This is a genomic window from Gordonia paraffinivorans NBRC 108238, from assembly GCF_000344155.1.
Classification (GTDB): domain Bacteria; phylum Actinomycetota; class Actinomycetes; order Mycobacteriales; family Mycobacteriaceae; genus Gordonia; species Gordonia paraffinivorans.
The window spans coordinates 13,233-25,837 of sequence record NZ_BAOQ01000030.1 but is presented as its reverse complement, the minus strand read 5'-3'; the positions used below and the strand labels follow the sequence as shown (position 1 = coordinate 25,837).

Annotated in this window: 13 protein-coding genes; 7 read left to right on the top strand and 6 right to left on the bottom strand. The window is 68.8% G+C overall.

Features of this window, described 5'->3' with window-relative positions:
• Window positions 1–21: 21 nt before the first annotated feature.
• Together GP2_RS14940 and GP2_RS14935 are read right to left on the bottom strand one after the other, a co-directional pair.
• Entirely contained in the window at window positions 22–906 is an 885-nt protein-coding gene (locus GP2_RS14940) for an ABC transporter permease (protein WP_006901361.1), read from the bottom strand.
• 1 nt (window position 907) lies between these two features.
• Complete coding sequence (locus GP2_RS14935; RefSeq protein WP_006901360.1) at window positions 908–2,050, bottom strand: ABC transporter permease; 1,143 nt, start codon at window positions 2,048–2,050, stop codon at window positions 908–910.
• A 353-nt stretch (window positions 2,051–2,403) separates the two neighbouring features.
• On the opposite strand from GP2_RS14935, the gene GP2_RS14930 reads away from it, so the two are divergent.
• The 6 genes from GP2_RS14930 (at window position 2,404) to fabG (ending at window position 7,283) form a co-directional block, all read left to right on the top strand.
• Window positions 2,404–3,186: a GntR family transcriptional regulator gene (locus GP2_RS14930; RefSeq protein WP_255218634.1), complete on the top strand. Its 783-nt coding sequence runs from the start codon at window positions 2,404–2,406 to the stop codon at window positions 3,184–3,186.
• Window positions 3,187–3,268: 82 nt separating this feature from the next.
• Complete coding sequence (locus GP2_RS14925) at window positions 3,269–3,781, top strand: NADPH-dependent FMN reductase (protein WP_006901358.1); 513 nt, start codon at window positions 3,269–3,271, stop codon at window positions 3,779–3,781.
• Window positions 3,781–4,284: a flavin reductase family protein gene (locus tag GP2_RS14920; protein WP_006901357.1), complete on the top strand. Its 504-nt coding sequence runs from the start codon at window positions 3,781–3,783 to the stop codon at window positions 4,282–4,284. The genes GP2_RS14925 and GP2_RS14920 overlap by 1 nt, the downstream gene beginning before the upstream one ends.
• A 147-nt stretch (window positions 4,285–4,431) precedes the next feature.
• Complete coding sequence (locus tag GP2_RS14915; protein ID WP_006901356.1) at window positions 4,432–5,214, top strand: SHOCT domain-containing protein; 783 nt, start codon at window positions 4,432–4,434, stop codon at window positions 5,212–5,214.
• A gap of 210 nt (window positions 5,215–5,424) precedes the next feature.
• A complete protein-coding gene (locus GP2_RS14910) occupies window positions 5,425–6,444 on the top strand; it encodes a phosphotransferase enzyme family protein (protein ID WP_006901355.1) in 1,020 nt (339 codons plus the stop codon).
• A gap of 62 nt (window positions 6,445–6,506) precedes the next feature.
• Entirely contained in the window at window positions 6,507–7,283 is a 777-nt protein-coding gene (gene fabG / locus GP2_RS14905; protein WP_040527175.1) for a 3-oxoacyl-ACP reductase FabG, read from the top strand.
• A 124-nt stretch (window positions 7,284–7,407) separates the two neighbouring features.
• On the opposite strand, the gene GP2_RS14900 is transcribed toward fabG, so the two are convergent.
• Complete coding sequence (locus tag GP2_RS14900) at window positions 7,408–8,667, bottom strand: bifunctional 3,4-dihydroxy-2-butanone-4-phosphate synthase/GTP cyclohydrolase II (RefSeq protein ID WP_006901353.1); 1,260 nt, start codon at window positions 8,665–8,667, stop codon at window positions 7,408–7,410.
• Window positions 8,668–8,957: 290 nt separating this feature from the next.
• On the opposite strand from GP2_RS14900, the gene GP2_RS14895 reads away from it, so the two are divergent.
• Window positions 8,958–9,905 carry a DUF808 domain-containing protein gene (locus tag GP2_RS14895; RefSeq protein ID WP_174320728.1) on the top strand — a complete coding sequence of 316 codons (948 nt, stop codon included), beginning with the start codon at window positions 8,958–8,960 and terminating at the stop codon, window positions 9,903–9,905.
• Here GP2_RS14895 and GP2_RS14890 read toward each other — a convergent pair.
• From GP2_RS14890 to GP2_RS14880, 3 genes are all read right to left on the bottom strand, one after another.
• The gene (locus GP2_RS14890; RefSeq protein ID WP_006901351.1) at window positions 9,902–10,684 is read right to left on the bottom strand and encodes a sulfite exporter TauE/SafE family protein; all 783 of its coding nucleotides are present in this window, start codon (window positions 10,682–10,684) and stop codon (window positions 9,902–9,904) included. The two genes, GP2_RS14895 and GP2_RS14890, sit on opposite strands and share 4 nt — an antisense overlap.
• Before the next feature lie 122 nt (window positions 10,685–10,806).
• Window positions 10,807–11,637 (bottom strand): aldo/keto reductase, encoded by an 831-nt coding sequence (locus GP2_RS14885; protein WP_006901350.1) that lies wholly within the window; start codon window positions 11,635–11,637, stop codon window positions 10,807–10,809.
• Between the two features lie 205 nt (window positions 11,638–11,842).
• A complete protein-coding gene (locus GP2_RS14880; protein ID WP_083900254.1) occupies window positions 11,843–12,571 on the bottom strand; it encodes a TetR/AcrR family transcriptional regulator in 729 nt (242 codons plus the stop codon).
• Window positions 12,572–12,605: the final 34 nt, after the last annotated feature.

Genomic DNA, 12,605 nt, shown 5'->3' with positions numbered 1-12,605 from the left:
GGGTCGGGCGGGCCGGGATGATCAGGTCCGCCGGCGGCGGGAGATGAAGGTGGTGACCTTGGATGCGGCCCACACCGAGTAGGCGAGTGCGAGCACCGGGAAGAGCGCCGGCCACCACCGGCCGACCGCGGCGTCCGCGGCGCCGTCGGCGAGCATGTTGCCCCACTCCGCGGTCGGGAGCGGGATTCCGACTCCCAGGAACCCGAGGCCGGCGCAGAAGATGATGGCCATGCCGAAGATCGCCGACGCGTTCTCGAGAACCGGTGCGCACGAGTTCGGGATCACGTGGCGGAACAGGATCCGGATCTCGGACTCGCCGCTCATGCGGGCTGCGGTGACGTACCCGTCGTTGCGGGTTCGCAGGACCTCGGTGCGCATCAGACGTCCCTGGAAGGGCATCAGCACCAGGGCCAGCGCGATCGAGACCACGACCTCGTTGCGCCCGAAGAAGGACACGATCACCAGCCCGCCGATCATCACCGGCAGCGCCTGGACGAGATCGATGGTGCGGCCGAGCGTTCCGGCGATCACGCCGAGCAGACCTCCCCTGGAGCCGTACATGCCGGCGATCGCGCCGATGGCCATGCCCACGACGGTCGCCAGCAGGGTGACCGCGATCGCGATGAGGATGTCGAGGCGGAAGGCCGTGAGCGTCCGCGAGAAGACGTCGAACCCGTTGGAGTCGGTGCCGAACCAGTGGTCTCCCGACGGCGCGGTCGACGGTGTCCCGACCACCTCGGTCGCCGGCTGCGGGGCGACGATCGGCCCGATCACCGCGAACAGCAACAGGATTCCGAACGGGATGAGCGCGGCGTGGCGACGCAGGCCGGCGACGGCTCCGGCGGGCCTGCCCGCCGATCGGTCGACGTCGGTCTCAGAGGTGCTCTTCAGCGTTGGCATCACCATGTCAGACCTCCTGGTTTCGCGAGTCGCGGCGGCGGGAGTCGAGGAGACCGGTGGCCACCTCGGTGAGGAAGTAGACGATCAGGCAGAGACCGGCGATCACCACCAGGAACGAGCGGAGCGCGAAGACGTCCGAGGCGCGGACCGCGTCGACCGCGTACTGGCCGAGGCCGCCGAGGCCGAACAGCGATTCCAGGACCACGGCGCCGCCGAGGAGCAGACCGAAGATCATGCCCAGCATCGCCACCGCCGATGGCAGCGCCCGGCGGTACACGCTGGCGATCACGATGCGCCGCGGGGCACCCGAGGCGATCCGGAATCGCGTTGCCGGGTTGTCGATCTCGGTGTCGAGCGCGAGGATCAGCGACTTCACCAGGATAGCCGTGTGCGAGACCACCATCACCGCCACCGGGAGGATCAGGTGGGAGATGTAGGAGTTGGCGGCCTCGGCGTCGCCGGCGATGAACGCGTCGAGGATCGGGAACCCGGTGACCTCGGCCGGTGGCATGAGGGTGGGATCCAGACGCCCCGACGGTGCGGGCACCCAGGCCAGTGTCGCGAAGAAGACGAACAGGAACAGGATGCCGACCACGTACTCGGGGATCGCACCCGCTGAACTCGCGTAGGAGCGCAGGACTTTCGCGAAGCGGTTGGTCGGCTTGGTCACGACGAAGTACGACATCGGCAGGGCGACGAGGCAGGCGAAGAACAGGCCGGTCCCGATCAGCTCGAGCGTCGCGGGGATGCGCGTGGCCATGTCCTCGGCGACCGGGCGACCCGTCGCGATCGACTCCCCGAGGTCGAAGCTGAACAGCGAGGTCAGATACGACCAGAACTGTGAGGCCAGGGACCCGTTGAGTTCGTACACTTCTCGCGCCTTCTCCAACGCCTCGCCGGACAGGCGGCCGCCGGACGACGACACGAGCGGGTCGCCGGGGATCAGCTGGACGAGGAAGAAGGCCGCCACCACGAAGATGAGGAAGTTCACGATCGCGCGGCCGGCGGCGCGGCCCACCCAGGCCCACTCCGACAGTCGGGACAGCACCGACTGCGCACCGAATCCCTTTGTCCCGGTTCCGCCATCGGCGGTTCCGGTCACGAGCGTCGGATCTGCGATGCCCGTGTCGACTCGTATATCGACGGTCACTCGACTCCTCCCATCCACGGGTCGATCAATCTGTTGGGACCTGATCCTGTGGTCGATTTGTTTCGAAACCCGCGTCGCGGCGTGACTGATCAATTGCGCGGGTTCACAAACGGGAGATGGAACCGATCTGCGCAGGTCAAGAGGTCGGGGGTCTCCGATCGCATCGGTTTTGCGCCGAATGTGATGCGCGCTACTCGGCGCGACCTCGGCCGCAAGAGTCCTTAGACTCCCTTTGCATCGGCCGTTCAACCCCCACTCTTCACGATCGGAACCTGATCATGACGACGCCACCCAGCTTTCACCCCCGTTCGCGCGGAGGTTCGGCGCGTGGGCGCCAGGTGTCCTCTCGCCGCGTGCGCGACCTGATACTCGCCTCGATTCGCAACGGCACCATCGACATCGACGCGCAGCCGGTCGAAGAAGACCTCATGATCATGTTCAACTCCAGTCGGGGTTCGGTGCGCGCCGCGCTCAACGAGCTGAGCGAGACCGGCGTCGTGATCCGCCGGCCACGCGTGGGAACCCGGGTCAATCGCCGCGATCTCGGTGTGGCGCTTGACGACATCGCGGTGACCGGCGGCGAGCAGGTCCACATACAGGTGACCGATCAATGCATCGTCCCGACGTTTCCGCTGGTCCGTTCCCGGTTGAAGATCGACGACGACGTCGTCCGCCTCGTGGAGAACTCCTTCATCGCCCGCGGCGAGACCATCGGGATGCGCAGCGCCTACTTCTCACCGCGGTTCAACGCCGATCCGAACCTGTTGCGCGACAAGCCGATCTCGATGGCACGGACGCTCGCCGAGTTCTTCGGCGTGGCGCCCGGGGGCGCGGCGGTCTCCATCGGCGCCGAACGCGCCGACGATCGCACCGCCCGCCTCCTGGGTGTCGCCCCCGGAGAGACCCTGCTGTCCCGCGAGATCCTCTACACGGCCGCCGACGGCGCACCCCTGGAGATCGTCTTCGACCGTTTCCGCGCCGACCTGGTCCGCTTCGAATCGCAGGTCGACCACTCCGATCTGACGTGGTGCCCCGATCCGAATCCTGTTCCGCCCGGGCGGGAATCGGCGTTCACCGATTCGCGCGAGGCCCACACCGGCGCAGATCGGGTGGGCACTGTGGCGCAATCTGTGTGAAATGATCGCTTGACGCTTCGGCAATGTCGCGCGCGCACGCTGCTGGTGAGATCAACACCGCGACATTCGAAGGGGAAGCATCGTGATCGTTTCCGTTGTGGCAGGCAACCCGAAGCCTGCGTCGAGGACATTGACGGCGGCGAGCCTGCTGGCGTCGACCCTCACCGGCAAGGAGCCCGATCACGTGGTCGACGTCGTCGACCTCGGCGCCGGGCTCCTGGGGTGGGGCGATCCCGCGGTCGCTTCGGCGGTCGAGACCGTCGCCGGCAGCGACCTGGTCGTGTTCGCCTCCCCCACCTTCAAGGCGACCTACACCGGCCTGCTCAAATTGTTCCTCGATCAGTTCTCGACCAGCGACGGGCTGCAGGACGTCACCGCGATCCCGCTCATGCTCGGCGCGGGACCCGCCCACTACATGGCGCCCGATCTGCTGCTGAAGCCGGTGCTCGTGGAGCTCGGCGCCACGGTGCCGGCCGCCGGGCTCTACGTGGTGGACAAGCTCTACGACGATGCCGAGGCCTTCCAGCCCTGGATCGACCGTTGGGGTCAGGTGGTCCTGTCGTCCGCCTCTGCGACCGTGTCGGCGGGTGAGTGATGACCACGTTGATCCCCACCGCCGAGATCGACAGCACCGAACTCCGAAAGGCCTTCGGCGCCTTCCCCACCGGCGTCGTCGCCCTGGCCGGGATGGCGGGCGACGAGCCGACCGTCATCGTCGCCTCGTCGTTCGCGGTCGGTGTCTCGCAGGAGCCGCCGCTGGTGATGTTCGCGGTCCAGCAGAGCTCGACCACTTGGCCCGTCCTCCGAGGCCTGCCCACGCTGGGGATCTCCGTGCTCGGTGAGACCCACACCGAGGTCATCCGGCAGTTGTCGTCGAAGGACAAGACCCGGCGCTTCGCCGGCGTCGACACCACCGTCCTGCCGAGCGGCGCGCTTCTCCTCGACGAGGCGCCGGTCCATTTCGAGTGTTCCATCGAGAGTTCCCACGTCGCCGGCGACCACGAGATCGTGGTGTTGCGGGTGATCGGCCTGGCCAACGATCACTCCAAGAATCCGATCGTCTTCCATCGGTCGGCCTTCGCACGGCTGTCCGCCTGACCACCCGGCCCCCGGGGTGGTGCGCGACGATCCCCCGCCTGCCGCGCACCACCCCGTCCCGGCCCGCTCCGGGCCGCGATGATCCCGGTGTCCCCGTCGAAGCTGTGTAGCCTGTTGAGGGCTCCGGCCTCGACGAAAGACATCTCCATGAACGCATCGGTCACCCCCGAAGCCGAATCCGCCATCGCCGACATCTCCGCCCGCTACGGGATCTCCCGCGACGCGGTGCTGGCGATGCTGTTCGCCGTGAACTCCGGCGGCGGGACCATGGCGCAGTTCAACATCCCCGAACTCGGCGGCTCCGGCCAGTGGATGCGCGGAGGGATGACGATGGTCGGCGACATGTTCGACAACTCGCTCAAGGCCCGGGTCGATTCGCTGTGCAACGAGTTGTCGAACCTGCTGGCGACCATCCAGATCTTCCCGCCGGCCCCGGCCGGGAACGACGCGTTCGCCGGGTCGGGCGCTCAGACGTCGGGCAATTGGTGGCCGGCAGATCTCGGCATCCCTAGTTCGTCTGGAGCCCAGAACGACCTGCGCTACGCCGTCTTCCCGGGCACGCGCCGCCTCGCGATCCAGGTCGCGGGCACCACGCGCGTGTTCGACACCGGAGACCACCAGATCTCGGGCGTCCAGCAGCAGCAGGGCACCGGTTACGGCTCGCTGTCCTTCTCCAGCCAGTACGGCACGTTCGACGTGTCGAGTCTGGTGGAGCCCGGGGCCGACCAGGTCGCGGGGACGCCGGTCGCCGCACCCGCGCCGGACGCCCCGGCCCCGGCGGCGGAACCCGTCCAGGGCGCGGCGTCGGCACCGCAGGGGGCGTCGGACATCGTCGCCGCGATCGAGTCGCTCGCCGACCTGCATCGACGCGGAATCCTCACCGACGAGGAGTTCGCCGCGAAGAAGGCCGAGCTCCTCGGCCGTCTCTGACCCCGCGGTCGCCGGTCCCCGCGGCCGACCCGGCGCCCTGAGACGCGGGTCACCGGGTGCTCGGCGTGATGAGCTGTGCGACAACACTTGTCGTCACGGGCACGGGTTTGCTGTTACCGCCTTGTTTCGTCTTCCCGCGTCTCGCTAACCGCAGGTAAAAAGACCGTCCTTCGGACTGCTAAAGAGTGCCTCCGGCGCGACGATGTTCCGGTGTCCGGATTGCCTGCAGACCACCGCGCCTTCGCAGAGGCCGCTCTACCCCTCTACGGGCTCGCGCCGTCCGCGGCGCTGCGCCTGCTGAGCCTGTCGGAGAACGCCACCTACCTGGCCGATGACGGGAACTCGCAGATGGTCCTGCGGGTTCATCGTCCCGGCTACCACTCGCTCGACGCCGTGCGCTCGGAACTGCACTGGATGTCGGCCCTCGGCGCACAGTCCCCGGTGTCGACCCCGACGCCGATCTCCGCGGTCGACGGCTCCGACGTCGTCGAGGTGACCGTCGACGACAGATCCCTGCTGGTGGACGCGGTCACCGTGGTGCCCGGCCGCACCGCGGAGGAATCCCCGGACATGGTGGACTTCGCCACCATCGGGACGGTCACCGCACACCTCCACGACCACAGCATGTCGTGGTCTCCGCCGGCCGGATTCACCCGGTTCACCTGGGACGTGGAGTCGATACTCGGTCCGCGTGCGCGGTGGGGCCAGTGGCGCGAGGCACCCGGACTCAGCGAACGCGACCGCGCGGACATCGCCGCGGCCGCCGAGGTCATCGCCGAGCGCCTGCAACGTTTCGGCACCGGACCCGACCGGTTCGGGCTCGTCCACGCCGATCTGCGTCTGGCAAACCTCATGGTCGACCCTGGCTCCGATCTCCCGGTCGTCACCGTCATCGACTTCGACGACTGCGGCTGGTCCTGGCATCTCGCCGATCTCGGCTCCGCGCTGTCGTTCATCGAGGACTCCCCCGAGGCCGAAGAGCTGATCGCCGACTGGCTGCGGGGGTACACTGCGGTCCGCCCGCTCCCCGACGAGCATCGGGCGATGATCCCGACGTTCGTGTTGCTGCGGCGCATCCAGCTGACCGCGTGGGTGGCCTCGCACGCCGATTCCGACGCGGCCCGCGAGCTGGGCGAGGATTTCGCGTCCGGCACAGCCGCTCTCGCCCGCAACTACCTCGGCGATCCGCACTGGCTGCGAGGAGCCGTCGACCGATCGTCCGCCGCCTGAGTCCCGTCCACCCCCGTCACCGGCGCCCGCCGGTCTCACCGATCCCGAGGAGAACCATGTCCCTGTTCGATCTGTCCGGCCGATCCGTGATCGTCACCGGCGCCACCAAGGGCATCGGCCGCGGTATCGCCGGCGTGTTCGCCCGCGCCGGCTGCAATGTCGCGGTCGCCGCCCGGTCCGAAGCCGAGATCGAGGCGTGTGTCGCCGAGCTCGACGCCCTCGGCGCCGGGAAGATCATCGGGATACCGACCGACGTGAGCAGCCGCGAGTCGTGCGATGCCATGGCCGCGGCGGCGATGGACGCCTTCGGCGTCATCGACGTCGTCTGCGCCAACGCCGGCATCTTCCCCGAGGCCTCGCTGCCGACCATGACCGACGCCCAGCTCTCGGAAGTGCTCGACGTCAACGTGAAGGGCACCGTCTTCACCGTCCAGGCCTGTCTCGACGGCCTGACGGCCTCGGGCAGCGGCCGCGTGATCATCACCTCGTCGATCACCGGGCCGATCACCGGATTCCCCAACTGGTCGCACTACGGGGCGTCGAAGGCCGCCCAGCTCGGCTTCATGCGCACGGCCGCCATCGAGCTCGCGGCCAGTGGGATCACCGTGAACGCCATCATGCCGGGCAACATCCTGACCGAGGGCCTGGTGGAGATGGGCGAGGACTACATCGCCGGCATGACCCGCGCGATCCCGATGAAGGCGCTGGGCACCCCGGAGGACATCGGCACCCTCGCCGCCTTCCTCGCCACCAGGGAGGCCGGCTACATCACCGGTCAGGCGATCGCCGTCGACGGCGGCCAGGTGCTCCCCGAATCACCGGACGCGATCCCGGCCTGACGGGTCTCCACCCGAACCCCGATGCACGATCGCGGGGCGGGGCTTTGAATCGCACATCCTCACATGCGATTCCGGGTCCCGCCCCGCGATGTCCGTCTCGCCCGGGTCTCCGCGGAACCGGGAATCACACCGAGGCGACCGACGTCCCGTCGTCGACGACGTTGTCGAAGAAGTGCCCCAGTCGACGACGCTTGGTATCGAGGTAGCGCACGTTGGCGGGCTTGACCCCGACGATCAGCGGCACCCGCTGCGCGATCGCGATCCCCGAGTCGGTCAGCGCACGGACCTTGTCGGGGTTGTTCGTCAGCAGACGCGCGCGGTCGATACCGAGATCGGCGAGAATAGCAGCGGCAGCGCCGTATTCGCGGCCATCGACCGGCTCGTCGAGTTCGAGGTTCGCCTCCACCGTGTCGAGTCCCTGGTCCTGCAGGCGGTACGCGGCGAGCTTCTTGAGCAGGCCGATGCCCCGCCCCTCGTGCCCGCGGAGGTAGACGACGACCCCGCCCTCGTGGCTGATGCGTTCCAGCGCGGCCTCGAGCTGCGGACCGCATTCACAGCGCTGCGACGAGAAGGCTTCTCCCGTCAGGCATTCGGAGTGGATGCGGACGAGCGGGGCCGGGCGGCGCAGTCCGTCGCCGGCGACCCCGCCGCTGATCAGGGCGATGTGTTCGTCGCCGGTCTCGGTGTCCCGATAGCCGATCGCCCGGAGCTCGCCGGTCGGGGTCGGCAGGACCGTCTCGGCGCCCCGGCGGACACGCGGCCCCACCGTCCAGCGTCCGGCGTCGTGCATCCGGCGGTAGTTGACGAGTTCCTCGATGGTCAGGACGGGCAGGCCCATCCGCGACCCCAGCGCGGCGACCTGCGGATAGCGCATCATCGATCCGTCGTCGGCGACGAGTTCGGCGATCACCCCGACGGGGGCGATGTCGGCGATCGTGCACAGGTCGACGGCCGCCTCGGTGTGGCCGGGACGTTCCAGGACGCCACCCGGCCGGGCCCGCAGGGGCAGAACGTGCCCGGGACGGGTGAAGTCGCGCGGACCGGCGGCGGCCGCGGCAAGCATGCGCAGCGTGTGAGCCCGGTCGGCCGCGGAGATCCCGGTGGTGACGCCCTCGGCCGCATCGACCGTCACCGTGTATGCAGTCGCCTTGGGGTCCTCGTTGTTCGCCACCATCGACGGCAGTTCGAGCATGTCCGCCCGCTCGCCCGTCATCGGCGCGCACAGCAGACCCGAGGTGTTGCGGACCGTCCAGGCGGTCCACTCGGTGCTCACGCGGTCGGCGGCCAGGATGACGTCGCCCTCGTTCTCACGATCGGCGGCGTCGGTGACCAGGACCGGCCGGCCCGCACGAAGGGCATCGATGGCGTTCTCGATGGCGTTCATCAGTTCTCCTCGTCGTCGACGACCATGCGCGTCGTGGCTCCCACGTGTCAGTCATTCGACACCGCGACCATGACGGCACGGAAACCCGCGCGTGGCAGATTGATTTCGCCGATCACGAGATGCGAATGCGCAGGCCACACGCATGTCGGCGGCGAATCCCGCCGGTTCGGCGTTCCCCCCGGCGCGATTGCGCCGGACGGCGAGGGCATCCCCGGCCGCCACCGGGTCTTCGGCATACTGTTCTTCTGACACGGCCCGCACCGATGGGCCCGGCCGAACTGGAGGTGCCCGTGGCCACTGGCCTCGTCGCCCTGCTCGACGACATCGCGACACTCACCCGTGCCGCCGCCGCGTCCCTCGACGACATCGGGGCCGCGGCCGGCAAGGCCAGCGTGAAAGCCGCGGGCGTCGTCGTCGACGACACCGCTGTCACGCCGCGCTACGTCGACGGGTTCACGCCCGACCGGGAGCTGCCGATCGTCCGGAAGATCGCGATCGGGTCGATCCGCAACAAGCTGCTGATCATCTTGCCGGTGGCGATGCTCCTCAGTCAGTTCCTCCCCGGCGCGCTGCCGTACCTGCTGATCGCCGGTGGCCTGTTCCTCTCCTACGAGGGGGCGGAGAAGGTCTGGGAGGCCATCGGCGGCGGCCACCACGAGGACGCGGGCCCGAAGCAGGGCGGACCCGAGTTCGAGAAGACCATGGTCCGCGGCGCGATCCGCACCGACCTGATCCTGTCGGCCGAGATCATGGTCATCTCGCTGTCGTCGGTCGAGGACGAGCCGTTCTGGACCAGGCTCATCGTCCTGATCGTCGTCGCGTTCCTCATCACCGCACTGGTCTACGGCGTGGTCGCGCTCATCGTGAAGATGGACGACGTCGGCCTGGCGCTGGCCCGGCGCGAATCGCGGATCAGCCAATCGGTCGGCCGCGGTCTGGTGAACGCGATGCCGAAGATCATGGCGACACTCACGGTGGTCGGCATCGCCGCGATGCTGTGGGTCGGCGGCCACATCCTGATCGTCAACGTCGGCGAGGCCGGATTCCACTGGCCCGCAGACCAACTGCACCACCTTGAGCACTGGTTCGGCGAGCTCGTCCACGGCGGATTCGGGAGCGTCCTGTCCTGGACCGCCGGGACCGTCGTCTCGGCGCTGGTCGGCCTCGCGGTCGGCGCGATCCTCGTCACGCTGATGCACCTGATCCCGAAGCGCACGAAGGACGCCGGCGCCCACTAACCCAGCAGGCGCCAGAGTCCGATCAACCCGACCACCACGATCACGGCGCGCAACGCCGCCGGTGACAGGCGACGTCCGTACCGGGCGCCGATCACACCGCCGACGAGCGAACCGAGGGCGATGACGCCGGCCGCCGCCCAGTCGATCCGGTCGAAGGCGACGAGGGTGTAGGTCACCGCGGCGACCACGTTGACCACCAGCGACAGCAGGTTCTTGGCGGCGTTCATGCGCTGGATGTGGTCGGGGACCACGATGCCCAGGACGGCCATGAGCATGATGCCCTGGGCGGCGGTGAAGTAGCCGCCGTAGATCCCGACCGCGAACGTCCCGGCGATCATCGCGGTGATCCGCAGCGGCGTCAGGCGAGGCCGCTGCGGATGCGTCGGGGCCGTCGTCCGCCCCGTCACCCACTTCTGGATCCGGGGCTGCGCCACGACGAGGACCAGCGCGGCGACGAGGAGCGCCGGCACGACCGACTCGAACACTGTCTCCGGCAGGTTCAGCAGGAGCCAGCATCCGACGATCGCGCCGACGAACGAGGCCGGGATCTGCCACCGCAGCTGCGGCCACTGCCCCGCGAGTTCCCTCCGGTAGCCCCAGGTCCCCGAGACCCCGCCGGCGACGAGGCCGATGGCGTTGGAGATGGTCGCGGTCACCGGAGGGACCCCGAACGCCACCAGCGTCGGGAAGGTGATCAGCGTGCCGCTGCCGACGACGGCGTTGATCGCGCCCGCGCCGACTCCGGCCAGCAGGACGGCCAGCAGTTCCCATGTCGTCACAAGCTCCGAGAGTGCCCGGTGCGTCGCCGGAGGTGATCACCGGGGTCTGCATCGACCACGGTCCGCTCCGGCGACGAGGGCGGGCCGCCTCTGCAGGTGGCCCGCCCTCATGCGCCGTCAGATCAGGGAATCCAGTTGAACGTGTCCGGATCGGGTCCGATGCGCTCGTCCCGGTTCACCGCGTCGATCGCGGCGATCTCGTCGTCGGACAACTCGAAGTCGAACACGTGGAAGTTCTCCTCGACACGCGATCGCGTTACCGACTTCGGGAAGACGATGTCGCCGCGCTGCAGGTGCCAGCGCAGGGTCATCTGCGCCGGCGTGCGGCCCTTCGCCTCGGCGATCTTCGTGATCGCCGGGTCGTCGACGATCTTGCCCTGCGCCAGCGGCGACCACGCCTCGGTCACGATTCCGTGCTCGGAGTTGAAGGCACGCAACGCATTCTGCGAGAAGTAGGGGTGCACCTCGATCTGGTTGACCGCCGGCACGATCTCGGTCTCGTCCAGCAGTCGCTGCAGGTGGGCCTGCTGGAAATTCGACACGCCGATGGCGCGCGCCTTGCCGTCGGCATAGGCCTTCTCCAGCGCCTTCCAGGTCTCGACGAAGTCGCCCACGCCCGGCAGCGGCCAGTGGATCAGGAACAGGTCGACCTGCTCGACCCCCAGGTCCTCGTTGGTCTTGTCGAGCGCCTTCAGCGCGTCGTCGTAGGCGTGGAACCCGTTGTTGAGCTTGCTGGTGATGAACACCTCGTCCCGGCTCAGCCCCGACTCGCGGATGGCTTCCCCGACGCCCTTCTCGTTGCCGTACATCTCGGCGGTGTCGATGTGCCGATAGCCGACCTCGAGGGCCGTCGCGACCGCGGCGCGGGTGTCCTCCGGCGGGACCTGCCACACACCGAAACCCAACTGCGGGATGGATACTCCGTTGTTCAGCGTGATGTTCGGGACTGTCATACGCGATCTGTCCTTTCGTCGGGATGTACGAGGGGTCACCTCGAGACCGGGCCGCCGCGAGGGGAATGCCACCGCCTGGCGGCATCCGCGCCGCGACGGGCCATGATCATGTTCAAGTCCTCGCGGGGGTCGACATATTCCACGGCGACTCGCGCAGCCCCGTGACCTGCACTTCCCGCGGATCACCGGCCCACCGGCCGTGGACTCAGCGCTCGTCCCGGGCATGGGCCAGCAGGCCGTCGACGAAGGCCTCGAGCGCCCACGGGTACGTGTCGCGGGCCGAGATCACCGGCCAGTCCTGACCGATCTCGGCGAGACGAGGGAACCGCTCCGGGTTCGCCGTACTCAGGAACCCTTGGAGGAGTTCGGGTTCGGCGGGACGCCGGGGGTCCGAGTGTGCACGCACGAGGATCTCGCCGACGGTGAAGTACCAGATGCTGCGGAACACGACCACCGCCTGCTCGGTCGTGCATCCGTGATCGACGGCGGCGCCGACGATGGCCTCGACCATCTCCAGGGACGACTCGCCCAGGCGTCCGAGGAAGCCGTCGGTGGTGAGGATCTCGGCCGCCCACGGCCAGGAGCTCAGCGAGTCGTGGATCACCAACGCGGCCTGGACGATCCGATCACGCGGCGCTTCCGGGAGCGGCGTGCGCACCGTGGCGTCGGCGTGGTCGTTGAGCAGCTGGATCAGCAGGTCGTCCTTGTCGCGGACGTGGTGATAGAGCGTGGTCGGTCCGACACCGAGCTCCGACGCCAGGCGACGGATCGTCAGCTTCTCCCATCCGTGCTCGTCGATGATCGCCCGGGCGGCCGCCAGGATCTGCGCACGCGAGGTCACCGGCGGCCGCCCGGTGCGGCCGCCGGAGGAGCTGCCGGGCGCGGCGCCGGAGGCGCGGTCGGGCGTCGAACTCGATCGGGTCACGCCCTCCATTCTGCGTTGTGGGGGAAAACCCCGAGGCGATGGT

Coding starts and splice junctions, on each gene's coding strand:
- GP2_RS14880 (WP_083900254.1), bottom strand. CDS start 12,571: ATGGAGGGCGTGACCCGATCGAGTTCGACGCCCGACCGCGCCTCCGGC.
- GP2_RS14920 (WP_006901357.1), top strand. CDS start 3,781: ATGACCACGTTGATCCCCACCGCCGAGATCGACAGCACCGAACTCCGA.
- GP2_RS14940 (WP_006901361.1), bottom strand. CDS start 906: ATGGTGATGCCAACGCTGAAGAGCACCTCTGAGACCGACGTCGACCGA.
- GP2_RS14915 (WP_006901356.1), top strand. CDS start 4,432: ATGAACGCATCGGTCACCCCCGAAGCCGAATCCGCCATCGCCGACATC.
- GP2_RS14885 (WP_006901350.1), bottom strand. CDS start 11,637: ATGACAGTCCCGAACATCACGCTGAACAACGGAGTATCCATCCCGCAG.
- GP2_RS14900 (WP_006901353.1), bottom strand. CDS start 8,667: ATGAACGCCATCGAGAACGCCATCGATGCCCTTCGTGCGGGCCGGCCG.